This window comes from Leuconostoc lactis KCTC 3528 = DSM 20202 (genome assembly GCF_014651235.1).
GTDB classification, from domain to species: domain Bacteria; phylum Bacillota; class Bacilli; order Lactobacillales; family Lactobacillaceae; genus Leuconostoc; species Leuconostoc lactis.
Window position 1 is genome coordinate 21,243 of the sequence record NZ_BMWM01000006.1, and the last position, 25,995, is coordinate 47,237.

Sequence of the window (25,995 nt, forward strand, 5' to 3'; positions counted from 1 at the left end):
ACAAATGAAACTATCACAAAAATCTTAGAAAACACGTCAAAAGTGCCAGTTTTTGCGCATCATGGCCTTTTGTACGCAGCGACCCACTTGACAACAAGCGAAAATGTGTTCGTTTTCGCTCACACCAGCCGCATCATCCCCCAGTCTCATTTTTATTTCATGGTGTTTTCTGGTATAATACCGTGTAGTATACATAAGAAAAGAGGTTTACGACTTTGGATTCTGGTCCGTCTATGCTCCTTAACTTTGTCATTATTGTTTTGGTGCTGTTACTTGCTATTTTGTTCACGTTAACAGAATACTCTCTGGTTAAAGTACGTTTGAGTGCGCTCCGCGATTTGCAAGAAAATCGTGAAAAGCCTTCACGTAATATTGAGCACGCCATTTATATGGCATCGCATTTAACTGAATATCTATCGACTGCACAAGTCGGTATTACACTTACGAGTTTGATTTTAGGTTGGATTGGTGAAGAGACAGTCGCCGAAATCATTCTAAAGACCGGTTTGATTCCAGCAGAATATTCTGGCGTCGTGTCGTCAGTCTCTGCCATGATTATTTTCACGGTCGTGCATGCGGTGTTTACCGATTTGGTACCGAAAAACATCGCGATTGAAGAACCCATTAAGGTCTTAATGCTAATCGTTCGTCCTGTGCGTTTCTTCCACATTCTGCTGTTCCCGTTGATTTGGACATTAGATCATCTATCAAATATGATCACCCACATGTTGGGCTTCCGTACGGATGGCGAAGAAGACATTTATTCACAAACTGAAATTCTCTCACTGTCACGTAATGCCGCCGCTGCTGGTGAGCTGGACGAAGAAGATTTGACGTTTATGAAGCGCGCCTTTGAGATGAACGATAAGGTTGCCGTGGATATCATGATTGATCGCACATCAATGACTGCTATTGATGTGACGACAACAATCGCTGATGCCATCAATCTTTACCTACAAGATCGTTACTCACGTTTCCCAGTCATTGCTGATAATGACAAGGATAAAGTGTTAGGTTATGTCTTTATCTATGACCTCTTGCGTCAATCTCGCATTAACGATCAAGATACAGTCGCTAAAATCATGCGTGATATTCCCGCCGTCCCTGAAAACATGGACTTGCACGATGTCATGGATGAAATGATTATCAAGCGTTCGCCGATCGCCATTGTCGTGGACGAATACGGTGGTACCAGTGGTATGATCACGGATAAGGATATCTACGAAGAACTTTTCGGTACGGTCCGTGATGAAATCGATGACGTCTCAGATGATTACATCGAAAAGCTTGGTGATCACCGTTATAAAGTCTCTGGTAAGATGACCCTTTATGACTTTGAACGTTACTTCAACAAGAAAATTAAAGAACTTGAAGAAGACGAAGCGGTGACTTTGACCGGTTATGTCTTAAATCATGACCCTGAATTTAGAGCTGGTGACACGATGCAAGTGGCCAACTTCAAATTAACGGCCTTGGATTATGACAATGCCTACATTTCAGAATTTATTGTCCAAGAGTTACCAACACCAAAACAAGACTTAAATCATAATGGCATCTTCGACGAAGATGAAAAAGATGACAAGTCAAATACAGCGGATTCACCCGCTTAATGACAAGACCGCATTTGCGGTCTTTTTTGGTGTCTAACATTTTATGTTAGAATGGAGATAATAACCATTTAGGAGGCAATTGTAGCGTATTGCGGAACGACCGTTCAAGATAATGCCCTACAACTATTACTATGTCAATTAACGTCTATATTGTCCGTCACGGCGAAACTTACTTCAACTTCTTACACCGTTTTCAAGGTTGGTCTGATGCACCCCTCACCCCAAAAGGGATCGAACATGGCTTGAATGCCGGTAAGCGACTGGCTGACATTCATTTTGATGGCGCTTACTCATCTGATTTGACTCGTGCCATTCATACCGCACGTTACATTTTGAAAAATAATACGGCGGATTCACCAGAGGAACCGACGCAACTCTTTGATTTCCGTGAACAGTTCTTTGGGTCGTTTGAAGGCATTAACGGTGAAACAGTGACCACTACGCTCACTGCTTTCAAAGACACACCCTTTGAGACTTACACAAACTTGATTACCATCTACGGCATGGCTGATGCGATGAACACTATCCGTCAAGCAGATCCTTATCACTTCGCCGAAGACGACGAACAATGGTGGACGCGCGTTTCACGTGGGTTTAATGATATTCGCTTCCGTCATAAAGACGGCGATAACGTCCTCATCGTGTCACACGGCACAACAATTCGTGGGATTGCCGAAAAGTTTGGCCGCCATGATTTCGCCAGTGAACCCGTTAAAAACGGGGCGGTCATGCAGCTCGAACTTGACCCCCATGACGCCAAGATCGTCCGTTTTAACGATGATACGACGGTCTTTTAATAGACAGTTTCGCAAAAAACTGTTACACTATCAGTAGTCTAAATAAAGGAAGTGCAATCAATTGTCAAACGAATTTTAAGATCCCGTAGATAAGAGTAGAGTCTCTATTTTTATGTGCACATCTTGAGATTGGTCAGCAATTTTGCCCTCGACACGTAAAATGCCCCCAGTCTCGCTATTCTCTGGAGGTATTTTTTTATGACTGAACAACACATTAACGCCCAAGACCCACGTAAGGTCTTTCTGGTTGGCCTCACAACGAGCCAAGCGAATTTAACCTATGAACTAGAAGAGCTTGCCAATCTGGCAAAAGCCAATAATTTGGTACCAGTGGAAACGTTTACCCAAAAGCTGGAACGGCCCAACCCTGCTACTTACTTTGGTAAGGGAAAAGTGGAAGAATTGGCGGAAGCCGCCAAGACTTACGAAGTGGATATGATCGTCGCCAACGATGAGTTATCCCCATCACAGATTCGTAACTTAGAAAAGTTAACCAACACAACGGTGCTGGATCGCACGGGGTTGATCTTAGATATTTTCGCCCAACGCGCCCAAACTAAGGAAGCCAAGCTACAAGTCCAGTTGGCCCGCTTGCAATACCAGCTCCCCCGCTTGCGCACAAGTATGTCTGTCAGTCTTGATCAGCAAACTGGTGCGGGTGGCGGTGGCTTTACGTCACGTGGTTCGGGTGAAACGAAACTCGAAGAATCACGCCGTCGCATCACGTCACAAATGGTCCGTATTCGCCAGGAACTCGCCGAGTTATCCAAAGGGACGTCAACACGTTCAGCTAAGCGGACAACCAACGAATTGGCCAATGTGGCCTTGGTGGGTTATACCAACGCTGGTAAGTCCACGTTGATGAACCGCCTGCTCGCTCGCTTTGGCGTCGGTGCGGACACGGACGACACCAAGCAAGTCTTGGAAAAAGATATGTTGTTTGCCACGTTAACGACCACCGTTCGTCAATTGACTTTACCAGATAAGAAGCAATTCTTACTGAGTGATACGGTCGGGTTCGTCTCAAAGTTACCACACAACCTCGTATCTGCCTTTAAATCAACCTTGCAAGAAGCCGCGAATGCTGATTTGCTGCTGCAAATTGTGGACGTGTCAGATGAACACTACAAAGACATGATGGCCACCACGGAAAAGACCTTGGCCGAAGTCGGCGTAACCGACGTACCAATGATTACTGTCTACAATAAGGCTGATCGCACCGAACTCGTCTACCCTGACGTGTCTGGCGAAAATACGATTACCATCTCAGCGCTAGACCCTGCCTCACAAGATGCGTTAATTGATTTAATCAAGAAGCAAATCTTCAACGACGTCCAAGAAGTCACGCTCCACATCCCATTTGACCAAGGCGCTGTGCAAGCCAAGCTCGCCGCTAAGCATACCTTTAGCAAAGAGGACTATGATGAGACCGGCACGCTGATTACCGTTGAATTGTCCGAGTTGGAACGCAAGTTGTACGCGGATTATATTGTCTAGTAAAAATCCCCTCACACGGATTAACGTGTGAGGGGATTTTATATTTGGCTATGTGTTCATTATGATGGTATACAAGGCCATTTACTTAAATCCCTGATAACCGATAAAACCAAAACTGATCAACACCGCTAAAGCAATGCCTACAAGCCTGGCGCTTGCATAGCTCACACCAAACAACATGATAAGACCAGTAAGAAGCCATCCAAACAAATAAACAATGCCAATCACGATGAACGGCGCGGCAATTATCAAAATAAACGTTAATAGTTTATCCATTATTTACCTCTTTAATTGTGTATTTGACTCATTATTTTTATTATAATGCAAGGGCTTACATAAGAATAGCATTAAATGTAAAAAATCTGGCATTCCATTCATTTTTTGACGATATAACATATCTATCCCTAACGCGATCGTTATTCAATAACTCCACAAAAAAGCATCAGCAAAATGCTGATGCTTTTAAAAATACTTTACTTAATCTATTTTTAGTAATCATTTTCACTATATTTATACTATTTATTTGGTGGATAAATATATAAATCAATTTTGAATTTTTAACTTTCCAGATCTATACATCTCCATTAGCTGATCTGCTGATAGATTTGATTCATCGTCATCAGTAAACCGACTAAAAATAAATTCTACAATTCTATTCGCTGCTTTTTCAGTGGCGGCTTCAATATCACCTTCGGCCCATACATTTATATTGGCTTTAGAAATTGATTGTGCAATTGGATATTTTGAATTTTTATACCCATCTTCTAAGTTAGTTTTACTTCCATGAATTTTTTCGTCCAACATGGCATTACCAATTTTTCGATTAAGACTTGATTCGAGTAAAATTTTATTACCTAATGAATCTTTATATTCTTCAAAATCGTTTTCACTACTGAATCCAGCTTGCGTTCTAATAGTAGATAGGTCTTTACCACTTGCTGGCAAAATATGCTCAATATCTGGTTCTTTATCAAATAATAAGAAGTCTTGCGACAAACCATGTTCTTTAGCAAATAAATATTCATTCAGTGTCACTAAGGCACTATCAGCAGATGAATCAATCAAAATCGATTTAATCGACTCTGGGTCAAAATTATTTGCAATATGTTTTTCAAAATCACGAATGATATCTTCTGTCGCAACACCTTTACCTAGTTTCATATTTTCGGCAAACAAAAACACTTTGAAGTTCTTTGACGAGTATCCCGCTTCACTCAGATTTAATAATACAAATAATTTCAATAACGTAAGAGCGTAATTCAATTTTGTCGTATTACTATCACTTTGTTTCAAGTATAGGTATGGGGCGTAAAACAATTTGAAATTACTGTTAAATTTAAACAATAACTTCAAAGCATACTGATTATCTTTATCCTTATCACTGAGAATCCAGTTATTAGCGATCTTACTTAACGCCGAAACAAATGCATCACCATTTTTGAGCAATTCTGGATGGATTTCGGTAAAAAACTTACGTACTCCTGGCATAGTTGTTGAAGCTTCTTGCAACTCGGATCGTTTAAGATACATGTATTGATTCAATACTTCATCTATATTTACAACCTTTTGTCTTGCCAATGAATCAGTTAAATCCATCAACTGTTTCCATTGATCAACAAACTTTTCACGGTTATCTTCGTCATAATAACTATAAAGTTTTGCAGAAAAAATGTCTGCATCAGCCAAAGGCAACCCAGTAGAATTTAAGGAATTGAATATATCAATTGCTTCTTCATTATCAAAAGACGTAATTGTAATTAACTGTGCTTTATTCAAAACTGCCTTTGCAAATGAATTCACTTCTGTAACTTCTAACTCAGCAAGCTTATTTACAAAGAATTTAAAGTTATTAAAAAATTTAGTATGTCGATTATCTCCACGCTTATACTTAATGTCAGCAACATTCTTTTCAATATCCGACACGTCTGTTCCACGTAAAATTATCTCAAGTTCATCTTTATAAGCTTCATTAATTGATGTATTTCGATATTTTGATTCTAATGTATCAAATCCTATCTCGCCATCCACAACATCATATACATTTTCTTCATCCACATGATATAAACTTTGTATGATTTCCTTTTTACTTGCACCCAGTTGACGCTTCAAGTTTCGGTAGTCTTCATCATCAGATATTTTATTTAGTAGTTCAGTTATTCTAATTATTAATGCCTTTAGCAAAATAATTAGCGTGGTGGTTCGTTGTTGCCCATCAATCAAAATTAAATCTTCTCGTCAAACTGTTGCATTAAGAATCACTGAGCCCAGGAAATAATTTTCTTTATTATCTTCTGTTGAAAAATCAAGTAGATCTTGCCACAGACGATCAACTTGACCATTAATATCCCAATTATATGCACGTTGATATTCTGGAACAACAAATTTTCCTTCAACTTGTTGAAAAAACTCACTAATTCTCTTCAGATCTGAATCAATCTCTTTGCTTCTCATACCCTATCCCTTCATGTCCGGACTAACCAATGTTGTTGTGTCTTATATTTATTTTACTATGATATTAAAAATTAGCTAGATCAGTGTTTTAAATATTAATTGCTATTTAGCTTACTATCAAACAAATTGTTAATTATTTCAAATAAACTATCACTAAATGAACCTACCGTTGATTAATGAATTCCACATAGATCCTTGTCCTTTTTAGAATATCGAATCAACATTTAAAATATGATTTATAACACGCATACAAACACCACAAAAAAAGCATCAGCAAAATGCTGATGCTTTTAAAATTGCTAGATTTGCTCTAACATTAATGATCGATACCACCAATTGCCACCACATAATAGCAACAACCGTTGTGGGAAAAAGAAGATTAACGCTTTGAGAATTGTGAAGCCTTACGAGCCTTCTTCAAACCTGGCTTCTTACGTTCCTTCATACGTGAGTCACGAGTCAACAAACCTGCTGCCTTCAATGCTTCACGGAAGTCAGGATCTACTGTCAACAAGGCACGGGCGATACCGTGACGTGTTGCACCAGCTTGACCAGAATATCCACCACCAACGACGTTAACCAAAACATCGTAGTTCCCCAATGTTTCAGTAACGTTAAATGGTTGCAAAACAACTTCACGCAAGTTAGCGAAAGGAATATATTCTTCGATTGACTTGCCGTTCATTGTGATTTGGCCATTACCTGGAACCAAACGCACACGAGCAACTGAGTTCTTACGACGGCCTGTGCCGGCATATTGTACTGCTGTAGCCATAATTTAGATTCTCCTTTCTTAAACTAACTTGTTGATGTCAAGTACTTCAGGCTTTTGTGCGGCGTGGGCATGTTCTGCACCAGCATACACGTGCAAGTTCAAGCCTTGCTTACGACCCAAAGTGTTCTTTGGCAACATACCGTGGATTGACAATTCAAGCAACTTTTCAGGGTTGAATTCACGATAGTTTCCAGCTGTGCGAGCCTTCAAACCACCTGGGTGGTTTGAGTGGTGGTAATAAACCTTATCAGTGGCCTTCTTACCAGTCAACTTAACTTCGCCTGCATTGATGATGATTACATGGTCACCCATGTCAACGTTTGGTGTAAACGTTGGCTTGTTCTTACCACGCAAAATTGAAGCAACTACTGTTGACAAACGTCCCAAAACGACGTCCTTGGCATCAATAATATACCACTTCTTTTCGATTTCACCTGGTTTTGCTAAAAATGTTGTACGCATGTGTGCGCTCCTTTGATTAGTTGTTTACAAACGCGGCCGTTCCTTGCCACGCAATTACAATAAGTTTCCGGGGCTTATCGTGAGGTAAACAATACCGTGTATTATCTTACCTAAAATAATCCGTATTGTCAATGCTTGTCGCCAAATTCCTTCCGCGACAAGCACTTCTTAAACACGCCATCCCCAACTGTTTATCATTTATCCATCACTGGTGCATCATAATAAATTTCATCCAGATACAACCCACTGGCTGGGGCGGTAAAGCGGGCTTGTTCGCGATCTTTCACGGCAATTAAGCGGACGATATCATGCACGTCACGCCGACCGTTCCCAATTTCCAGCAATACCCCAACCATAATCCGAATCTGGTTATATAGAAAGGCATTCCCTTCAAATGTGAAGACTAACTCTTGTTCATCTGGTTTCACTTCAACATCCGCACGCGTAATGGTTCGCACGGTTGTGGCCGTTTGATTCCCTGAAGCTGCAAAGCTAGCAAAGTCATGCTCCCCAAGCAAATCAGGTAACGCTGCTTGAATCCGTGCAACATCTAAACGCCAGTGGAAATGGCCTGTATAACGGCGCTTAAAGGGATCGGTAAAGTCTTGGGTCGAGACACGGTAGATATAGCGCTTCGCATGCGTGTTAAAGCGGGCATGGAAGTCATCCGCCACTTTTTCTACCTGTTTGATCATAATATCGCGGGGCAACAAGGTATTGAGTCCCTTACGAACCCCTTCCGGTTGGATGTCAAATGGTAAATCAAAATGGACCACTTGACCAAAAGCATGCACCCCTGTATCCGTCCGTGAAGCACCCACGACCTTAATAGCGGGCGTTGGCAACTTGGCCATTTGATTCACAGCGCGGTTCAGTTCACCCTGCACTGTCCGTTGGCGTTCTACGCCGTTTTTCGTTTGGACTTGAAATCCGAAAAATTCTGAGCCGTCATAAGCGACGACTGCTTTATATCGTGGCATAACTCCCCACTCTCTCATAACGTTTGACGCGTTAGCTTACAAATATAAATTCACAATCACAAAAATCACCACAAAAACACCTAAGCCCACAAAAGCCAGCATGTCATTGTGCCCATAATGCAATACACGGTATTTTGTCCGTTGCACAGCATCTTTAAACCCACGCACTTCCATCGCATTGGCTAAGTCCAAGGCGCGTTGTAGCGCCCCTACAAACAACGGAATCAGCAAGGGAATAATCGCCTTGGCCCGTTTAATCGGTCCACCCGTAGAAAAGCTCATCCCACGTGACTTTTGAGCGTTCATGATTTTCTGGGTTTCATCCATTAATAGCGGGACAAATCGTAGCGCAATGGACAACATCAACGCTAACTCCGCCACCGGCACCCGCAGCTTTTTTAACGGCCCTAACAGCATTTCCAAGGCGTTGGCAATACTGGTTGGTGGGGTCGTCAATGTCAGAATTGTTGACATCAAGATGATGAGGATAAACCGCAACATCACATAAACTGCATTAATTAACCCTGGGGTCGTAATTTTAATCGGCCCCAGCTGGTAAAGGACGGGCGTTCCTGGGGTAAAGATTAACTGCAAGATGACCGTAAATAAAATCAGCCAAAAAATCGGTTTTAACCCATCCCAATATAGCTTAAACGGCTGACCCGTTAAGCGAATCAAGCCCAAGACAAAGATTGCCGCCCAAGCATACGTCGCCCAACTATTGGCCCACAATAACACCAAAATATAGACAAACGTCCCAATCATTTTAGTCCGTGGATCAAGGCGATGAATAAAGGAATCTCCTGGCACAAAACGGCCAATCATAATGTTATTCATGGCCGACCTCCGCATTAATGGCTGTGGCTAAGCTCGGCAATGTTAGTGGCCGCTCTGGCAACACGACCCCAGCCGCCTTTAACTTTTCCGTAAATTGCCCTGCTTTTGGTAGATCTAACTTCATGGTTTTAAACCATGCCATATCGCGATTAAATAGTTGCGCCGGCGTTTCATTGGCCACGACCTGACCATCGTGCATGACAACGACTTGGTCAGCCACCGCCACCACATGATCCATATGGTGCGAAATAAAGATCACCGTTTTGCCCAGGTTCTTCAACTCTAATACCAATTGCAACAGTTCTGCTTGCCCTTTCGGATCCAAGCCCGCCGCAGGTTCATCTAACACCACCACGCTCGGATCACTTGCTAACGTTCCGGCCATGGCGACACGACGCATTTGCCCACCAGAAAGCTCAAAGGGTGACTTTTCCCAAAGTGATTCATCAACACCAACACGACGCAAAGCCGCTTCGGCAGCAGCCTTAGCTGTCGCCTGATCGGCACCAAAGTTTAACGGGGCATACATCACATCCGCCAACACGGTATTGGCAAACAACTGATTCTCTGGAAATTGGAAGACAATTCCCACTTTTTTCCGCAGTTGCATCAGTTGCTTTTCTTTTGTCCGTGGCGTGAGTTCAAACCCATCAACCAATACCCGCCCCTCAGTTGGCTTCAACAAGCCGTTAATATGCTGCACAAGGGTTGATTTCCCTGAGCCGGTTTGGCCAACAATTGCGGTCACTTGGCCGGTTGGCATGGTCACGGTGACATCATGCAAAATAGCTTGGGCCAGGGTTGTGCCGGCGCCATAACTAAAATTTACTTTTTCGAACGTGATAGCCACTGAATCAATTCTCTCTCATCTAAATACTGTTCAGGTGTCGGCGTCAATTGTGCCGCTAACTCACCTGCAAAAGGTAATGCCAACCCATTGTCATGCATCACCTGTCGTTGACTAAAGACCGCTTCTGGGGTGCCATCAAGGATGAGTTGCCCGTCATTAATCACCATAACACGATCAGCTAGTGCCGCTTCATCCATATCATGCGTAATCGTAATTAACGTTAACGCATCACCAAAACGGGCCTTGAGGTCCTGTAAGGTTGCCATCACGGTCTCACGACCATCTGGATCAAGCATAGCCGTCGCCTCATCTAAAATAATAATTTTAGGCGTTAAGGCCAACACACTGGCCAAGGCGACCCGTTGCTTTTGACCACCAGAAAGCGTGTGGGGTTCGCGATCTTTAAATCCTTGCATCCCAACGACCGTCAATGCGTCATCAATTCGCTTTGGCATATCGGCACTGGGTAACTGTTGATTTTCCAAGCCAAAAGCAACATCATCGGCGACCGTTGCGCCAACAAATTGGTTATCAGGGTTCTGAAAGACCATGCCAATTTGGTCACGAATGTCATGCACCGTCTCTGCCGATAATGGCACACCAAAAACAGTGATGTCACCGGCATTGGCCTCAATTAAGCCCAAAATCAACTTCGCTAACGTTGATTTACCTGAACCATTATGGCCCACTAGCGCAACCCATTGTCCAGCTTCAATCGTTAAGTCGAACCCATCAAACAATGTTTGGTCGTCATCATATTGATAGTTTAAATTGTGAATTTCTATTGCTTGCGTCATTAGACCTTATTCTATCATAGGTTAGGGCCTGAATACTATATTGAGTTTCCCCCTGCTTTATTATAATCACTATTTTTTTCACAAAGGTTTTTTGGCCGAAATGCTTTTAAAGTAACGAAAATAGGTCTATAATAAAAAAGGTATTTCACAAGAATATTATATAATTCACAAAAGGAAGAAAAGAGTCATGGCAGAAAAAAACATTGTCATTGTTGGCGCTGGTTTCGGTGGTGTATTCGCAGCAAAAACTTTGTCAAAGAAATTAAAATCACACAAAGAATACAATATCATTTTGATTGATAAGCATTCTTACTTCACGTACATGACTGAGTTGCATGAAGTGGCTTCAAAGCGTGTGGCCCCAAAGCACGTGCAAGAAGACTTGGAACATCTCTTCTACCAAAATAAAAATGTCAAGTTGTTGACGGCCGAAGTTAATGACATCGATAAGGCCGCTAAAATCGTTAAGACAACTCACGGTGACGTGAGCTATGAAAAGTTGATTTTGGCCGTTGGTGGTCAATCAAACGATTTCGGCACACCAGGTGTGAAGGAACACGGCTTTGAATTGTGGTCAATGGAAGAATCATTGGCTATCCGTCATCATGTTGAAAGCATCATCGGTCAAGGTGCCGGCGAACTTGATCCAGCTAAGCGTGAACAAATGTTGACCATTGCGGTGGTTGGTTCTGGCTTTACTGGTGCAGAATTGATGGGTGAATTTATTGAACAACGTAAGGTCTTGGCTGACACTTACAAGTTGGATGAATCTGAAATCAAGTTGGTATTGCTTGAAGCAGCGCCAACAATTTTGAACATGCTACAAGACCGTCGTTTGGCTGACAAGGCCTTGAAGTACATGACTGACAACGGTGTTGATCTTCGCCTAGGTGCCATGGTCACTGGTGTTGATGAAAACGGTGTGATTTTCAAGGATGGCTCAACTTTGCCAACTAAGTCCCTCATTTGGACAGCTGGTGTGAAGGCTAAGTCCTTTATCTCTGACTGGGGCTTCAAGTATGGTCGTGGTGGCCGTATCGAAGCCGACGACTACATGCACGCAACGCTTGAAGATGATCAACCAGCCGAAGACATTTATGTTGTGGGTGACACATTGTCTTACGTTGATGAAAAGACTGGTCCAGTCCCACAAACTGTTGAAGGTGCTGAAAGTGCTGCCCGCGCTGCCTCAAACAATATTTTGGCCGATCTTGGTTTTGCCAAGCCAAAGACATTTGGTGAAGTGGTGAGCTACCACGGTTACGCCGTTTCAATTGGTTCACACTACGCGGTTGCCAGCTTGATGGGCTTGAACTTCTCTGGCTTCTTCGCTAGTTTAGCTAAGCACGGTATCAACCTTTTCTTCTATTCACAAATCCGTTCAATGTATTCAATTTTCCACTACATGTTGGACGAATTCTTCCGTACTGCCAACGGTCGTAACCCATTCCGTGGTGCTGTTTCTCGCCTTGGTAACGTCTTGTGGTCAACACCTTTGCGTATCTTCTTGGGTCTCTTCTGGATCCTGGCCGCGCTAGGTAAAGTTGGGCCGCTCAACGACCTCTTCTGGCAACATGGCCTTGCAAGCTTTATTGAAATTGTGACAGGTGCCGGTTTGATTGTTGGTTTGATGACTTGGCCATTAGCGCTAGTGTCAATTATTTTGACCATTGCTGCTTGGGCATCTAATGGCTTTGATCTCACACACTGGTTCTTGATCTTCTCAAGTATCGCGGTGATGAACGGCGCTGGTCGTGGCTTCGGTCTTGACTTCTACGTCGTGCCATTGCTACAAAAGGGTCTTGGTGTCCTTTGGTATGGTAAAGCAAAGTCACTCTACGATGATTTAGATAAATAAGTTATAATTAAAAAGTGCGAGAATGTGTATTCTCGCACTTTGTACATAAAATAAGCCATACTGCGCGTTCAGTTGGCCGAGAGAAATAGAGAAATTTAACATGGTAACCCCTACTCTTCCAAAAATGTGGGAACAATTTCCCGAATTATCCGAACCATTAGTCGCTGTTTTAAATCGCATGGCAACCAGCTGGCATATCGGCTTCGAAGACATTGATACAGCAATTCGCTCACAACTGAATGCCGGTAAACTCGTTCGGCCAGCATTAACCCTTATTTTCTCAAAACTCACGACAACACCTTATAACCAACAAGCGATTCAGCTCGGTGCCAGTGTCGAACTTTTACACTTGGCAACCTTAATTCATGATGACATTATTGATGAATCCAAATTACGTCGTGGTTACGAAAGTATTCAAAGTCGTTTTGGCAAAGATACTGCCGTCTATGCTGGTGATTACTTGTTGACTGGTATGTTTTCGTTACTTGAACAAACAAACCTACCCCAAGCCAACCAACTTGCACTAACAGCCCTACAAGACATTTTATTCGGTGAATTAGTCCAAAAGCATCATCGCTTTAATGTGGATGCGACCTTTGACACTTACTTGTCGCAAATCAAAGGCAAAACAGCGGCCTTGTTCAAACTCAGTGTGACCTTTGGACTGATTAGTGGTCAAACCATCGCAGACGACCTACAAGACACTGTGAGTCAGTTAGGTGAAAATTTGGGGATTACCTTCCAGTTATTGGATGACTACTTAGATTTTGAATCCATTACCCAACAATTATCTCTTGGTAAACCCATTGGTCAAGATATTCGCAATGGGATCTACACTGCCCCAGTCTTATTTGCCCTCACCGATCCAACTGTACGTGATGATATTCGTGCCTTACTCATGCAACGCGATTTGATTAGCGATGCTGACATGATTCGTTTACACGAACTCATTACACAAAGTCACGCGATGGCAAAACTGAATACGTTACTCACAGACTACACTGAACAACTACAAGCCTTAATTGGCAACTTACCTGAACCAACCATTCAAACGCAACTTGAGCAATTAAGTCAATTATTACTTAATCGTGATCATTAAAAAATACCCCTTGGAATTTAATTCCAAGGGGTATTTTTTAGATGTAACGTAATTAATCAACAAGTTCCAAGATGACCAATTGAGCGGCATCGCCACGACGTTGGACAGTCTTGAGAATTCGTGTGTAACCACCATTACGTTCAGCAAAGTGAGGTGCAACGTCATCAAACAACTTTTGCAAAGCTGATTGTACTTTCACGTTGTCGCCGTCTTCGATCACGTCAGCAACTTCGTTGCGGACAAAGGCAGCAGCTTGACGACGAGCCGCCAAGTCACCACGCTTACCTAATGTAATCATCTTATCAGTTGTCTTACGAACTTCCTTCGCACGGGCTTCAGTTGTCGTGATACGACCGTTGATCAAAAGATCAGTAGTCAAGTCACGCAACAAAGCTTTACGTTGTGAAGATGTACGACCCAATTTACGATATGGCATTGGTGAATCCTCCTTTTTAGTAGTTTAAAGACATGTGTTAATCTTCCTTACGGAATCCTAAGCCCATTTCAGTCAGCTTTTCTTGGATTTCGTCAAGTGATTTCCGACCGAGATTACGCACCTTCATCATGTCGGCTTCAGTGCGATCTGTCAACTCCACAATAGTGTTGATACCGGCCCGTTTGAGACAATTATAAGAACGAACTGATAAGTCCAAGTCTTCAATTGGCGCAGAATCTGACGCACTAACGGCAACAGGTTCCGCTTCCACCATAACATTGGCTTCAGCTGCCACTGGAGAAATATCCATAAACAAGTTCAAATGTTCCGCCAAGATTTTTGCACCTAGGCTCAAAGCATCACTAGGCTTGATTGAACCATTAGTCCAAATATCAAAAGTGAGCTTATCATAATCATCACGTGCACCGACACGTGTGTTTTCTACATGGTAGTTCACACGTTCGATAGGCGTATAAATTGAATCAACTGCCAAAACGCCGATCGGCATTTCTTCACGCAATTGCTTATTCTCGTCAGCTGATGAGTAACCACGACCTTTAACTGCCGTGACTGTCATATGCAATGACTTACCTGCTGCCACAGTAGCGATATGCAAATCAGGGTTCAAAACTTCAACGTCTGCACCTGCTTGCAAATCTGCAGCAGTCACTTCAGCCGGACCTTGAACATCGATTTCAAGGCTGCGTTCATCATCCGAATCAATCGCCAACACAACCTTCTTGAGGTTCAAGATGATTTGTGTGACATCTTCAACGACACCATCCACGGTGGAAAACTCGTGAACAACGCCGTCAATTTGCACCGTGTTAACGGCTGCGCCCGGGAGCGATGACAATAAGATACGACGCAAAGAGTTCCCAAGCGTTGTACCATATCCGCGTTCAAGAGGCTCTACAACAAATTTGCCATAGCGGGCATCCTCTTCGATGTTATGAATATTTGGCTTTTCAAATTCAATCATCTGTAATTCTTACCCCTTCTTTCACAGCAAGAGCAATGAAAATCAATTAAACACGACGACGCTTTGGTGGGCGTGATCCGTTGTGGGGAACTGGTGTAACATCTTTGATTGATGTTACTTCCAGGCCAGCTGCAGCCAAAGCACGAATTGCTGATTCACGACCAGAACCTGGTCCCTTAACAGTAACTGCAACAGTGCGCATGTTCATTTCCATGGCACTCTTTGCGGCTGCTTCTGCTGCCATTTGAGCAGCGAATGGTGTTGACTTACGGCTTCCCTTGAAGCCAAGTGCACCGGCTGATGACCAAGCAACTGCGTTACCTTGAACATCTGTAATCATGACGATTGTGTTGTTGAATGTTGAGTGGATGTGAGCAACACCAGTTTCAATATTCTTCTTCACACGACGCTTACGCGTTGTACGACCTGCCATAATGTTTGCCTCCTTTTCAATACTTTTTATATAATTTCTCGGGTTAATTACTTAACCAACATTACGTAACTATGGTTACGATAATCATGTGCCGTATCGATTAGGATACAACAGAAAAAATAATCAGAGATTACTTCTTCTTACCAGCAATTGCCTTAGCTGGGCCTTTACGTGTGCGAGCGTTGTTCTTCGTGTTTTGTCCACGAACGGGCAAGCCCTTACGATGACGAATGCCACGGTATGAAGCAATTTCTTGCAACGCTTTGATATCAAGTGATACCTTACGACGCAAATCACCTTCAAGTTGCAAGTTCAACTTGTCAACTGTTGCACGGATGGCGTCTTCTTGATCTGCTGTGAGATCGCGAACACGGACGCCTTCTGAAACGCCTGCTTCAGCCAAAATCTTTTGTGCAGTAGTATTACCGATTCCGTAGATGTATGTTAAGCCAATGACAATACGCTTGTCACGTGGCAAATCAATACCTGCAATACGAGCCATAACAATTTACCTCCTGTTAGTATTTTGAAAATGACAGTTATGTCTATTTACAATAATTTTTTAAAATTGCCTAGTTCTGGAAAATTACTTTCCAGCACGTTGCTTGTGCTTAGGGTTAGCTGGGCAAATGATCATTGTGCGACCATTCCGCTTGATAACGCGGCAAGCATCACACATCTTTTTAACTGATGGGCGTACTTTCATAATCTATTCCTCCTATTCGGTTAACTGATTATTCCAAATCACTTCTTAACGGAAACGATAAGTAATACGACCTTTCGTTAAGTCGTATGGTGACATTTCGACTGTGACACGGTCACCTGGCAAGATTCGGATAAAGTTCTTACGAATTTTACCTGAAACGTGTGCCAAAATAACTGCGCCATTTTCGAGTTCTACTTGGAACATCGCATTTGGTAAAGTTTCTTTCACTTTACCTTCGATTTCAATGACATCGTTGGCCATGCACTTAACCTCCTGTGCTAATAATGTTCAACATTGTTGAGAAGTGCTTAACCTATCAAATTATACCAGATTTGCTAGTACTTCTCAATGTGATTTCAGAAACTTTGCTTACAAGTTATCCAAAACCGCCTTCACATCATGATACACCTCGGCAAGTTCTTGTCCGCCATCGATTGTGTGCAAGACACCTGCCTTTTGATAGTAATCTACCAATGGCAAGTTCGCTGCTTTATTGACCGCCAAACGGTTGTCAATAACTTCAGGTGTATCATCTGCGCGGCCACGTCCCAAAAGACGTTCGCGCAACAATGAATCAGAAACTTCAAAATAAAGTGTTGCAGAGACTGATGTCCCATTTTCCGCTAAATACTTATCCAAGAATGCCGCTTGCGCTTCATTACGAGGGTAACCATCTAAGATGAAACCATCAGCTTGAACATCTGCTTGACTCAAACGATCAGCAACCATTGCGTTTGTGATTTCGTCAGGGACCAAGTTACCAGCGTCCATATATTCACGTGCTTGCTTTCCCAATTCTGTATCATTGGCCAAATTGGCACGGAAAATATCTCCAGTAGAGATGTGAACCATTGGATAATCCTTAACAATAAGGTCTGCTTGTGTGCCTTTTCCAGCACCTGGCAAACCTAACAAAATCAAATTCTTAGCCATTAGCTGCCTCCCGATTTGCTAACTGATCTTTTGTGATAAACCCAATATAATTTCTCTTTTGCATCAAGCCATCAATTTGACGAATCAAATCAAGCGCCACGCCAATTGTAATCAAAAGGCTTGTGCCACCTAGTCCAATTTTCTCGTTCAAACCCCAGACATCTGAGGCAATGAGTGGTACCAAGGCCACAAAACCTAAGAAGATTGAACCAACAAAGCTCAAATTCAAAAGTAATTGTGACACATAAGCCTTTGTCTCATTACCAGGACGTACACCGACGATGTAAGCCCCTTGCTTTTGCAAGTTTTCTGATAACTTCTCAGGGTTAACTTGGACAAAGGCATAGAAGTAGGTAAAGATGATAATCAAAACAGTGTAGAGAATTGCACCCGGTAGTGTTGTCAAGCTAAATAGATCTTGCATAACTTGATACCATTGCGCTGACGCATATTTACCTTGGAATGCCAACAAAATCGTTTGTGGTGTACTAATAAATGATGAGGCAAAAATGACTGGAATAACGCCAGAGACGTTAACCTTCAATGGTAAATAAGCTTCACTACCATATGATGTTGCAGAACGTGTGTACTGCATTTGTAAACGACGTGTGGCTTCATAGAACCATGTTGTAATGCCGATGACCAAGATCATGGCAGCTGTCAACACAGCCATAAAGACAATGCCGTTGACTAAATCACTTGAGTTGGCTTGTAAGATATTTTCTTTGAAAATGTCATACATGCCTGAAGGTGCTTGTGCAATGATTCCAGCAAAGATAATCATGGAAACACCGTTTCCTAATCCTTTTTCAGTAATCATTTCACCTAGCCACATGGCAAAAAATGTTCCGATGGTCATAACCGTGCCAATGACAAGGTATGACATCACATCATTTGTGTGGCTAACAAGTCCGTAGGCTGTCAGTGAATTAAATCCAGCTGTAATACCTACGGACTGAACAAATGCAAGCACGAGGGTTAACCAACGTGTGGCGTTGTTCAACTTTCGCCGACCAACTTCACCCTGCTTACTCCATTCAACAAAGCGAGGCACGATATCTAATTGCAAAAGTTGCACAACAATTTGTGCCGTCACGTAAGGTGAAACACCCATTGCGAACAATGAGTAGTTCATCAAACCGCCACCAGAAAAAATGTTCAGAATGTTCATTAATCCTGAATTGGCCATATCCGCCATTGCAGCAGGGTTAACACCAGGCACAGTAATGTGCGTTCCAATTCTGTAAATAAACAGAAGTAGGAAGGTCCACCCTAACTTTTTGCGAATATCCTTTTCACGTACTGCATTAAATAACGTGCGTAGCATTAAATTACCTCAGTCGTTCCACCGGCTTGTTCGATAGCCGCCTTAGCAGCGCCTGAGAACTTATGTGCCTTAACAGTCAACTTCTTGTCAAGTTGACCGACAGCCAAGACTTTGATACCTGACTTTTGATTTTTAACAACACCGCTTTCAATCAAAAGTGCTGGCGTGATTTCTGTGCCATCTGCGAATGCGTTCAACTTTTCCAAGTTAACCACAGCAAATTCCTTACGTGAAATGTTAGTAAATCCACGCTTTGGAATACGACGGTACAAAGGCATTTGACCACCTTCGAATCCCAAACGTACTTTGCCACGAGCCTTTTGACCCTTTTGACCACGTCCAGATGTCTTACCGTTTCCTGATGACGTACCGCGACCTACACGGTTACGCAACTTGCGTGAACCTGCAGCAGGTTGTAATTCGTTCAAGTTCATCTTTCGGTACCTCCTATTTTTATCGTTATTACTTTACTTCTTCAACGCTAACCAAGTGAGCAATGTGGAAAATTGCGCCACGAGTAGCTTCGTTGTTAGGCTTCACCACTGAGCTAGATACACGACCAAGTCCAAGTGACTTAACGATCGCGCGTTGCTTTGGTAAGCGATGAGCCGCACTCTTAATCAAAGTGATTTTCAAATCAGCCATTTTATCGCTCCTTATTCAGCCAAGTGTTCCAATGAAACACCACGCAAAGCTGCTACTTCTTCTGCATCCTTCAAGCTTGTCAAAGCTTCAAAAGTTGCGCGGACAACGTTAACTGGCGTTGATGAGCCAAGTGACTTTGCAGTCACATCGGCGATACCTGCTAATTCCATAACAGAACGTGCAGCACCACCGGCAGCAACACCAGAACCTTCTTCGGCTGGCTTGATCAAGATCTTACCACCGCCCCAAACGCCAAGGACGTCGTGAGGAATAGTTGTCCCTACTGTTGGTACAGTGATCATCTTACGCTTAGCATCCTCGATTGCCTTACGGATAGCTTCAGGAACTTCTTGTGCCTTACCAGTTCCAAAACCAACGTGGCCTTGCTTATCACCAACGACAACCAACGCTGCGAAACGCAAACGACGACCACCCTTGACAACTTTTGTGACACGGTTAATAGCAACAACGTTTTCTTCTAATTCACCAAGTGACTTAGGGTTAACGAATTCAACCATTTTTTATTCCTCCTTTCCTTAGAACTTCAAGCCGTTTTCACGGGCTGATTCTGCTAATGCTTGAACACGGCCGTGGTACAAGTAACCACCACGATCGAAGATAACTTCTTCTAATCCTGCGGCCTTACCACGTGTAGCGATCAATTCACCAACTTTAATAGCTTGTTCTGTCTTTGTACCTGATACTTCTGCATCATGGCTTGAGGCACTTGCTAGCGTTACACCCGCTACGTCATCAATTAATTGCGCGTAGATGTTTGCATTAGAACGGAAAACGTTCAAACGTGGGCGAGCAGCAGTACCAGAAATCTTGCCGCGAACGCGCTTGTGGCGCTTTAAGCGGAGCTTGTTTTTATCTGGTTTTGAAATCATAGCTGTGCTTTCCTTTTCTTGATGGCTTACGCCATGTTAAATTTATTGTGATTAATAATTGAAAATAATACGAATAAGTTAAAAAATCTGACGATTTGATTACTTACCAGTCTTACCTTCCTTACGACGAACAACTTCACCTTCGTAACGAATACCCTTACCCTTATAAGGTTCTGGGGCACGTACGGCACGAATTTCAGCAGCGAAATCGCCGACTTTTTGCTTTGAAATACCTGAAATCTTGATTGTCAAAGCATCTGGTACTTCAACTGTCAAATCTTCGCGGTCTTCAAAGTCAACTGGGTGTGAGTAACCAACAGACAAAGTCAACTTTGAACCTGACTTTGCGGCACGGTAACCAACACCGACAAGCTTCAATGTCTTAGTGAATCCAGTAGAAACACCTTCGACCATGTTAGCAACGTTTGCACGTGTTGTACCGTGCAAAGCTTTTGTCTTGTTATCATCGCTTGCGCGTGTGAATGTTACTTCAGAACCTTCAATAGTCATTGTGATTTGCGGTGCAATTTCACGTGACAATGTTCCCTTAGGTCCCTTAACAGTAACAACTGTACCTTCTTGAGATACTTCAACATCTGCGGGCAATGTAATTACTTTATTTCCAATACGGCTCATGGTAAGTCTCCTTTCTTAGATATATTACCAAACGTAAGCGAGCACTTCGCCACCGATTTGCTTTGCGCGTGCTTCTTTGTCAGTGATCACACCAACAGAAGTTGAGATAATCGCAATACCCAAACCGTTCAAAACCTTTGGCAATGAATCAGCCTTGGCATACTTACGCAAACCTGGCTTTGAGATACGCTTAAGTCCTGTAATCACACGGTTACGGTCTTCGCCGTACTTAAGAAATACACGGATAACACCTTGCTTGTTATCTTCGATGTATTCTACGTCGCGAACGAAACCTTCTGATTTCAAGATCTCAACGATGCTCATTTTAATTTTTGATGCTGGAATTTCAACAACGTCACGGTGTGCCATGTTGGCGTTACGAATACGTGTTAACAAATCAGCGATTGGATCAGTCATAGACATCTATCGATATCCTCCTTTTATTTTTGAACGGACATAATGAAATGACACGCTCTTAACTATTATAGACCATTTCAGTCAATAACAGTTAAAAACGTGTCACTCTTTTAATTATAAGAGTAACGAACGTTTTTAATTTGCAAAATTACTTTGCAAATGGCATGCCAAAAAGTGTCAACAATGCGCGACCTTCTTCATCGTTTTGAGCTGTTGTAACCACAACAATGTCCAAGCCGCGAACGCGGTTAACTTGGTCAAAATCGATTTCAGGGAAGATCAATTGTTCACGAACACCCAAAGTGTAGTTACCACGACCATCGAAGGCCTTTGATGATACACCACGGAAGTCACGGACACGAGGCAATGAGATGTTGATCAACTTGTCTAAGAATTCATACATGCGTTCACCACGCAATGTAACCTTAGTTCCGATTGACATACCTTCACGCAAACGGAAACCAGCGATTGACTTCTTTGCCTTTGTGATAACTGGTTGTTGACCAGCAATCAACTTCAATTCTTCAACCGCTTCATCCAAGTTCTTTGAGTTTGACACCGCATCACCAACACCCATGTTAAGAACGATCTTTTCGATCTTTGGGGCTTGCATTGGTGATGAGAAGTTAAACTTTTCGATCAAAGCAGGTTGAACTTCATTAACATATTTTTCTTTTAATGCGTTAGCCATGAAAATGATTTCACCTTTCAATATTAGCCTAGTACGTTACCAGACTTTTTAGATACGCGAACTTTCTTGCCATCTTCAATCTTGAACGCAACCTTAGTTGGTTCGTTAGTTGAAGGGTCAAGCAATTGCACGTTTGATACATGGATTGGTGCTTCGATATCGATAACACCACCTTGTGGGTATTCGTTAGAAGGCTTTTGATGCTTCTTAACGATGTTCACGCCTTCGACAACAACGCGGTCCTTTGCAGCAACAGTCTTAGTGATTGTGCCTTCTTTTCCCTTGTCTTTGCCGGCAATGACGCGAACCTTATCACCTGTTTTTACAAACATGATTTGGCTCCTCCTTGTCAGTTTTAGAGCACTTCTGGTGCCAATGAAACGATACGCATAAAGTCTGCATCACGCAATTCACGTGCAACAGGGCCAAAGATACGCGTACCAACTGGTGACTTGTCGTCCTTTACGATAACAGCGGCATTTTCATCAAAGTTGATGTATGAACCGTCTGCACGACGAACGTCTGAAACAGTACGAACGATAACAGCCTTAACGACGTCACCCTTCTTTACGTTACCACCAGGGATAGCTTGCTTAACTGTGGCAACGATCACGTCACCAACACCAGCAAACTTACGGCCTGAACCACCGAGCACTTTAATCGTCAAGATTTCACGTGCGCCAGAGTTGTCAGCCACTTTTAAACGACTCTCTTGTTGAATCATGGTTCTTCCTCCTTAGTTAGCAATTAATTACGACGATTTGATAACGATCAAATTAAAGAATAACTGCCTCTTCAACGATCTTAACCAAACGGAAGTGCTTAGTTGCAGACAAAGGACGTGTTTCCATGATTTGGACAATATCGTTCATCTTAGCGCTATTGTTTTCATCATGGGCTTTAAACTTCTTTGTGTACTTAACACGCTTACCGTAAACGGCGTGGTTCACATAAGTATCAACAGCGACAGTGATTGTCTTGTCCATCTTATCTGAAACAACGCGGCCTTGGTAAACCTTACGAGCATTACGTTCTTCACTCATTTTTCAGCTTCTTCCTTTCGTCTTATTTGTTGGCGTTTGCCAATTCTTGCGCACGGATAACTGTCTTAACTCGTGCAATGTCCTTACGAACTTGTGCAATACGCGCCGTGTTTTCAAGTTGGCCAGTAGCCAATTGGAAACGTAGGTTGAATAATTCTTCCTTGAATTCGGCCTCGCGCTTTTGCAAATCCGCAAGTGACAATTCTTTCAATTCACTTGCTTTAGCCATTATTCAGCCTCCCGAGCAATAATCTTTGTACGTACAGGCAACTTGTGTTGTGCCAAACGCAATGCTTCACGTGCAGTTGCTTCAGGAACACCTGCAACTTCAAACATTACCTTACCACGCTTAACTGGTTCTACCCAACCTTCAGGTGAACCCTTACCGTTACCCATTCGAACACCGACACCTTTTGATGTATATGACTTGTGAGGGAAGATTTTGATCCAAACCTTACCACCACGCTTCATATAACGTGTCATTGCAATACGGGCAGCTTCAATTTGACGGTTTGTAATCCAGCTTGATGTTGTTGCTTGCAAGCCGAATTCACCGAACGTTACCGTCTTTCCACCTTTTGCTTCACCACGCATGTGGCCACGGTGTACACGACGGAATTTAACACGCTTTGGTACTAACATGTTCGCTTCCCTCCTTACTTACTGTTCTTCTTTTGTGGCAAAACATCGCCACGGTAAATCCAAGTCTTGATACCCAAGTTACCGTAAGCAGTCATTGCTTCGTCCCATGAGTAATCGATATCAGCGCGCAAAGTATGCAAAGGCACAGTACCTTCAGTGTATTGTTCAACACGGGCAATATCTGCACCGTTCAAACGACCTGAAACCATTACCTTGATACCCTTAGCACCTGAACGTGTTGCACGTTGGATAGCACCACGCATCGCACGACGGAAAGCCACACGGCGTTCCAAATCACCAGCGATTTGTTGTCCAACCAAGTGTGCTGACAAGTCAGGCTTCTTGATTTCAACAATGTTGATGAAGACACGCTTTGAGCGTCCCTTTTCATCGACATCAGTCAACTTAGCCAATTGTGTACGAAGCTTTTCAACTTCTGAACCACCCTTACCGATAACCATTCCTGGCTTAGCAGTGTGGATAGATACGTCAACACGTGACTTTGTGCTACGTTCAATTTCAACGCGATCAACTGCGGCATCCGCTAAGTTCTTTTCGATGTACTTACGAATACGCAAGTCTTCGTGAAGTTGGTTAGCATAATCAGCCTTGTCAGCAAACCACTTTGCATCCCAGTCGCGAATAACGCCGACACGGAATCCAGTAGGGTTAATCTTTTGACCCATTACTTTGCCTCCTTCTCAGCAACCACAATTGTGATGTGGCTTGTACGCTTGTTGATTGGTGAAGCAGAACCCTTGGCACGGGGACGGAAACGCTTAAGCGTAGGTCCTTCGTTAGCAAAGGCTTCCTTCACGATAAGATCTTCTCGGTCTAATGAGAAGTTGTTTTCAGCATTAGCAACTGCTGAGTTCAAAACCTTGTAAATATCTTCAGTAGAAGTGTTAGGTAGGAACTTCAAAATTGCGTATGCTTCGTTAACGCTCTTACGACGAATTGTGTCAAGAACTAGGCGTGCCTTACGTGGGGCAACGCGAACGATCTTGGCTGTCGCGCGAGCTGAAGTAATTTGTTCAGCCATTTTTCAATTTCCTCCTTTATTTTTTACCGGTCTTCTTATCATCAGCCTTGTGGCCTTTGAATGTACGTGTTGGTACGAATTCGCCCAACTTATGACCAACCATGTCTTCTTGTACAAAAACCGGAACGTGCTTGCGACCATCATAAACGGCAATTGTAAAGCCGATGAAGCTTGGGAAGATTGTTGAACGACGTGACCAAGTCTTGATCACTGACTTCTTTTCAGAATCCGCTTGCGCTTCAATCTTCTTAAGCAAGTGTGGGTCCGCAAATGGTCCCTTTTTTAAACTACGAGCCATTAGTTGTCTCCTTTCCCTTACTTACTCTTACGACCGCGAACGATGAACTTCGTTGAAGCCTTCTTCTTGTCGCGAGTCTTCTTACCAGCAGTCTTCTTACCCCATGGTGACATAGGACTTGGACGACCAACAGGTGCTTTACCTTCACCACCACCGTGTGGGTGATCGTTAGGGTTCATAACTGATCCACGAACGTGTGGACGCTTTCCACGCCAACGGTTACGACCAGCCTTACCCCAGTTAATCAATGAGTGTTCAGCATTACCAACTTCACCGATTGTTGCACGGTTAGTTGCCAAGATCAAACGTACTTCGCCTGAAGTCAAACGAACGATGACATACTTGCCATCCTTACCCAAGATTTGTGCTGAAGTTCCAGCAGAACGTGCCAATTGACCACCCTTACCAGGCTTCAATTCGATGTTGTGAATCAAAGTACCTTCAGGAATATTGCTCAATGGCAAGGCATTGCCGGGCTTAATGTCGGCATCAGGACCAGATTGTACTTTATCGCCAACCTTCAATCCCTTTGGCGCCAAGATATATGACTTAATACCATCTTCATATACAAGCAAAGCGATGTTTGCTGTACGGTTTGGATCGTATTCGATAGCCTTTACAGTAGCTGTCTTGTTATCCTTGATACGCTTGAAGTCCACCAAACGGTAGGCTTGCTTGTGTCCACCAGCGTGGTGGCGCACTGTCATACGACCAGAGTTATTACGAGCACCAGTCTTTGACTTCTTTGCCAACAAGCTCTTTTCGGGCGTTGACTTCGTGATTTCAGCGAAATCTGAAGTCGTCATGTTACGACGTCCGTTAGAGGTTGGCTTATACTTCTTGATAGCCAATGTCTTTTCC

The 25,995-nt window shown here is 43.0% G+C and carries 37 protein-coding genes and 1 pseudogene; 5 read left to right on the plus strand and 33 right to left on the minus strand.

Annotated elements, in window-relative coordinates; genetic code table 11:
• Positions 1 to 215: 215 nt before the first annotated feature.
• The 3 genes from IE039_RS02850 to hflX all read left to right on the plus strand — a co-directional run bounded on the left by IE039_RS02850 (position 216) and on the right by hflX (position 3,904).
• A complete protein-coding gene (locus IE039_RS02850) occupies positions 216 to 1,610 on the plus strand; it encodes a hemolysin family protein (protein WP_029509465.1) in 1,395 nt (464 codons plus the stop codon).
• Positions 1,611 to 1,741: 131 nt separating this feature from the next.
• Positions 1,742 to 2,407: a histidine phosphatase family protein gene (locus IE039_RS02855; RefSeq protein WP_189428698.1), complete on the plus strand. Its 666-nt coding sequence runs from the start codon at positions 1,742 to 1,744 to the stop codon at positions 2,405 to 2,407.
• A gap of 198 nt (positions 2,408 to 2,605) precedes the next feature.
• Positions 2,606 to 3,904: a GTPase HflX gene (gene hflX, locus IE039_RS02860; protein ID WP_010004158.1), complete on the plus strand. Its 1,299-nt coding sequence runs from the start codon at positions 2,606 to 2,608 to the stop codon at positions 3,902 to 3,904.
• Between the two features lie 81 nt (positions 3,905 to 3,985).
• On the opposite strand, the gene IE039_RS02865 is transcribed toward hflX, so the two are convergent.
• From IE039_RS02865 to IE039_RS02905, 9 genes and pseudogenes are all read right to left on the minus strand, one after another.
• Positions 3,986 to 4,180, minus strand: coding sequence for a hypothetical protein (locus IE039_RS02865; protein WP_019040658.1), 195 nt, complete (start codon positions 4,178 to 4,180; stop codon positions 3,986 to 3,988).
• Positions 4,181 to 4,447: 267 nt separating this feature from the next.
• A complete protein-coding gene (locus tag IE039_RS08510; protein WP_308426349.1) occupies positions 4,448 to 5,500 on the minus strand; it encodes an HNH endonuclease family protein in 1,053 nt (350 codons plus the stop codon).
• Positions 5,501 to 5,569: 69 nt separating this feature from the next.
• Positions 5,570 to 6,355 (minus strand): annotated as a pseudogene (locus IE039_RS08375) (DUF262 domain-containing protein); the annotation flags it as partial.
• Positions 6,356 to 6,734: 379 nt separating this feature from the next.
• Complete coding sequence (gene rpsI, locus IE039_RS02880) at positions 6,735 to 7,130, minus strand: 30S ribosomal protein S9 (RefSeq protein WP_009999817.1); 396 nt, start codon at positions 7,128 to 7,130, stop codon at positions 6,735 to 6,737.
• 18 nt (positions 7,131 to 7,148) lie between these two features.
• Entirely contained in the window at positions 7,149 to 7,592 is a 444-nt protein-coding gene (gene rplM / locus IE039_RS02885; RefSeq protein WP_009999818.1) for a 50S ribosomal protein L13, read from the minus strand.
• Between the two features lie 194 nt (positions 7,593 to 7,786).
• Positions 7,787 to 8,572, minus strand: coding sequence for a tRNA pseudouridine(38-40) synthase TruA (truA, locus tag IE039_RS02890; protein WP_048702167.1), 786 nt, complete (start codon positions 8,570 to 8,572; stop codon positions 7,787 to 7,789).
• A 36-nt stretch (positions 8,573 to 8,608) separates the two neighbouring features.
• Entirely contained in the window at positions 8,609 to 9,409 is an 801-nt protein-coding gene (locus IE039_RS02895; protein ID WP_189428699.1) for an energy-coupling factor transporter transmembrane component T family protein, read from the minus strand.
• Complete coding sequence (locus tag IE039_RS02900; protein ID WP_189428700.1) at positions 9,402 to 10,259, minus strand: energy-coupling factor transporter ATPase; 858 nt, start codon at positions 10,257 to 10,259, stop codon at positions 9,402 to 9,404. The genes IE039_RS02895 and IE039_RS02900 overlap by 8 nt, the downstream gene beginning before the upstream one ends.
• Positions 10,235 to 11,056, minus strand: a complete 822-nt coding sequence (locus IE039_RS02905; RefSeq protein WP_010005197.1) for an energy-coupling factor transporter ATPase — start codon at positions 11,054 to 11,056, stop codon at positions 10,235 to 10,237. The genes IE039_RS02900 and IE039_RS02905 overlap by 25 nt, the downstream gene beginning before the upstream one ends.
• A gap of 187 nt (positions 11,057 to 11,243) precedes the next feature.
• Between IE039_RS02905 and IE039_RS02910 the strand changes: the two genes are divergently transcribed.
• Complete coding sequence (locus tag IE039_RS02910; protein WP_189428701.1) at positions 11,244 to 12,914, plus strand: FAD-dependent oxidoreductase; 1,671 nt, start codon at positions 11,244 to 11,246, stop codon at positions 12,912 to 12,914.
• 100 nt (positions 12,915 to 13,014) lie between these two features.
• Positions 13,015 to 14,013 carry a polyprenyl synthetase family protein gene (locus IE039_RS02915; RefSeq protein ID WP_189428702.1) on the plus strand — a complete coding sequence of 333 codons (999 nt, stop codon included), beginning with the start codon at positions 13,015 to 13,017 and terminating at the stop codon, positions 14,011 to 14,013.
• Positions 14,014 to 14,065: 52 nt separating this feature from the next.
• On the opposite strand, the gene rplQ is transcribed toward IE039_RS02915, so the two are convergent.
• The 24 genes from rplQ to rplB all read right to left on the minus strand — a co-directional run bounded on the left by rplQ (position 14,066) and on the right by rplB (position 25,985).
• The gene (rplQ, locus tag IE039_RS02920; protein ID WP_010006446.1) at positions 14,066 to 14,449 is read right to left on the minus strand and encodes a 50S ribosomal protein L17; all 384 of its coding nucleotides are present in this window, start codon (positions 14,447 to 14,449) and stop codon (positions 14,066 to 14,068) included.
• A 37-nt stretch (positions 14,450 to 14,486) separates the two neighbouring features.
• Positions 14,487 to 15,431, minus strand: a complete 945-nt coding sequence (locus IE039_RS02925) for a DNA-directed RNA polymerase subunit alpha (protein WP_009999829.1) — start codon at positions 15,429 to 15,431, stop codon at positions 14,487 to 14,489.
• A 46-nt stretch (positions 15,432 to 15,477) separates the two neighbouring features.
• Complete coding sequence (rpsK, locus tag IE039_RS02930) at positions 15,478 to 15,864, minus strand: 30S ribosomal protein S11 (RefSeq protein ID WP_009999830.1); 387 nt, start codon at positions 15,862 to 15,864, stop codon at positions 15,478 to 15,480.
• Between the two features lie 130 nt (positions 15,865 to 15,994).
• Complete coding sequence (gene rpsM / locus IE039_RS02935) at positions 15,995 to 16,366, minus strand: 30S ribosomal protein S13 (protein ID WP_010006448.1); 372 nt, start codon at positions 16,364 to 16,366, stop codon at positions 15,995 to 15,997.
• An 84-nt stretch (positions 16,367 to 16,450) separates the two neighbouring features.
• Positions 16,451 to 16,570, minus strand: a complete 120-nt coding sequence (gene rpmJ / locus IE039_RS02940) for a 50S ribosomal protein L36 (RefSeq protein WP_009999832.1) — start codon at positions 16,568 to 16,570, stop codon at positions 16,451 to 16,453.
• A gap of 45 nt (positions 16,571 to 16,615) precedes the next feature.
• A complete protein-coding gene (gene infA / locus IE039_RS02945; RefSeq protein WP_002816015.1) occupies positions 16,616 to 16,831 on the minus strand; it encodes a translation initiation factor IF-1 in 216 nt (71 codons plus the stop codon).
• A 108-nt stretch (positions 16,832 to 16,939) separates the two neighbouring features.
• Complete coding sequence (locus tag IE039_RS02950) at positions 16,940 to 17,503, minus strand: adenylate kinase (RefSeq protein ID WP_010006450.1); 564 nt, start codon at positions 17,501 to 17,503, stop codon at positions 16,940 to 16,942.
• A complete protein-coding gene (gene secY, locus IE039_RS02955; RefSeq protein WP_010006451.1) occupies positions 17,496 to 18,830 on the minus strand; it encodes a preprotein translocase subunit SecY in 1,335 nt (444 codons plus the stop codon). Before secY ends, IE039_RS02950 begins: the two co-directional genes overlap by 8 nt.
• Positions 18,830 to 19,264: a 50S ribosomal protein L15 gene (gene rplO / locus IE039_RS02960; protein ID WP_009999848.1), complete on the minus strand. Its 435-nt coding sequence runs from the start codon at positions 19,262 to 19,264 to the stop codon at positions 18,830 to 18,832. Before rplO ends, secY begins: the two co-directional genes overlap by 1 nt.
• A 28-nt stretch (positions 19,265 to 19,292) precedes the next feature.
• Positions 19,293 to 19,475 (minus strand): 50S ribosomal protein L30, encoded by a 183-nt coding sequence (rpmD, locus tag IE039_RS02965; RefSeq protein ID WP_004899438.1) that lies wholly within the window; start codon positions 19,473 to 19,475, stop codon positions 19,293 to 19,295.
• A gap of 11 nt (positions 19,476 to 19,486) precedes the next feature.
• Positions 19,487 to 19,993 (minus strand): 30S ribosomal protein S5, encoded by a 507-nt coding sequence (gene rpsE / locus IE039_RS02970; RefSeq protein WP_009999850.1) that lies wholly within the window; start codon positions 19,991 to 19,993, stop codon positions 19,487 to 19,489.
• 18 nt (positions 19,994 to 20,011) lie between these two features.
• Complete coding sequence (rplR, locus tag IE039_RS02975) at positions 20,012 to 20,365, minus strand: 50S ribosomal protein L18 (protein ID WP_009999853.1); 354 nt, start codon at positions 20,363 to 20,365, stop codon at positions 20,012 to 20,014.
• A gap of 99 nt (positions 20,366 to 20,464) precedes the next feature.
• The gene (rplF, locus tag IE039_RS02980; protein ID WP_010006452.1) at positions 20,465 to 21,001 is read right to left on the minus strand and encodes a 50S ribosomal protein L6; all 537 of its coding nucleotides are present in this window, start codon (positions 20,999 to 21,001) and stop codon (positions 20,465 to 20,467) included.
• Positions 21,002 to 21,025: 24 nt separating this feature from the next.
• On the minus strand, positions 21,026 to 21,424 hold the full coding sequence (gene rpsH, locus IE039_RS02985) for a 30S ribosomal protein S8 (protein WP_009999855.1): 399 nt from the start codon (positions 21,422 to 21,424) through the stop codon (positions 21,026 to 21,028).
• A 142-nt stretch (positions 21,425 to 21,566) separates the two neighbouring features.
• Entirely contained in the window at positions 21,567 to 22,109 is a 543-nt protein-coding gene (gene rplE, locus IE039_RS02990; protein WP_010006453.1) for a 50S ribosomal protein L5, read from the minus strand.
• A gap of 23 nt (positions 22,110 to 22,132) precedes the next feature.
• Entirely contained in the window at positions 22,133 to 22,441 is a 309-nt protein-coding gene (gene rplX / locus IE039_RS02995) for a 50S ribosomal protein L24 (RefSeq protein ID WP_009999857.1), read from the minus strand.
• A gap of 23 nt (positions 22,442 to 22,464) precedes the next feature.
• Positions 22,465 to 22,833: a 50S ribosomal protein L14 gene (gene rplN, locus IE039_RS03000; RefSeq protein WP_009999859.1), complete on the minus strand. Its 369-nt coding sequence runs from the start codon at positions 22,831 to 22,833 to the stop codon at positions 22,465 to 22,467.
• 52 nt (positions 22,834 to 22,885) lie between these two features.
• On the minus strand, positions 22,886 to 23,152 hold the full coding sequence (rpsQ, locus tag IE039_RS03005) for a 30S ribosomal protein S17 (protein ID WP_009999860.1): 267 nt from the start codon (positions 23,150 to 23,152) through the stop codon (positions 22,886 to 22,888).
• Between the two features lie 22 nt (positions 23,153 to 23,174).
• On the minus strand, positions 23,175 to 23,381 hold the full coding sequence (gene rpmC, locus IE039_RS03010; protein ID WP_002816028.1) for a 50S ribosomal protein L29: 207 nt from the start codon (positions 23,379 to 23,381) through the stop codon (positions 23,175 to 23,177).
• Positions 23,381 to 23,794: a 50S ribosomal protein L16 gene (rplP, locus tag IE039_RS03015; protein WP_009999861.1), complete on the minus strand. Its 414-nt coding sequence runs from the start codon at positions 23,792 to 23,794 to the stop codon at positions 23,381 to 23,383. The genes rpmC and rplP overlap by 1 nt, the downstream gene beginning before the upstream one ends.
• A 14-nt stretch (positions 23,795 to 23,808) precedes the next feature.
• Positions 23,809 to 24,480 (minus strand): 30S ribosomal protein S3, encoded by a 672-nt coding sequence (rpsC, locus tag IE039_RS03020; protein ID WP_009999864.1) that lies wholly within the window; start codon positions 24,478 to 24,480, stop codon positions 23,809 to 23,811.
• On the minus strand, positions 24,480 to 24,836 hold the full coding sequence (gene rplV / locus IE039_RS03025; RefSeq protein WP_004899456.1) for a 50S ribosomal protein L22: 357 nt from the start codon (positions 24,834 to 24,836) through the stop codon (positions 24,480 to 24,482). The genes rpsC and rplV overlap by 1 nt, the downstream gene beginning before the upstream one ends.
• Before the next feature lie 16 nt (positions 24,837 to 24,852).
• On the minus strand, positions 24,853 to 25,134 hold the full coding sequence (rpsS, locus tag IE039_RS03030) for a 30S ribosomal protein S19 (protein WP_004899458.1): 282 nt from the start codon (positions 25,132 to 25,134) through the stop codon (positions 24,853 to 24,855).
• Positions 25,135 to 25,151: 17 nt separating this feature from the next.
• Positions 25,152 to 25,985 (minus strand): 50S ribosomal protein L2, encoded by an 834-nt coding sequence (gene rplB / locus IE039_RS03035; RefSeq protein ID WP_009999865.1) that lies wholly within the window; start codon positions 25,983 to 25,985, stop codon positions 25,152 to 25,154.
• Between the last annotated feature and the right edge of the window lie 10 nt (positions 25,986 to 25,995).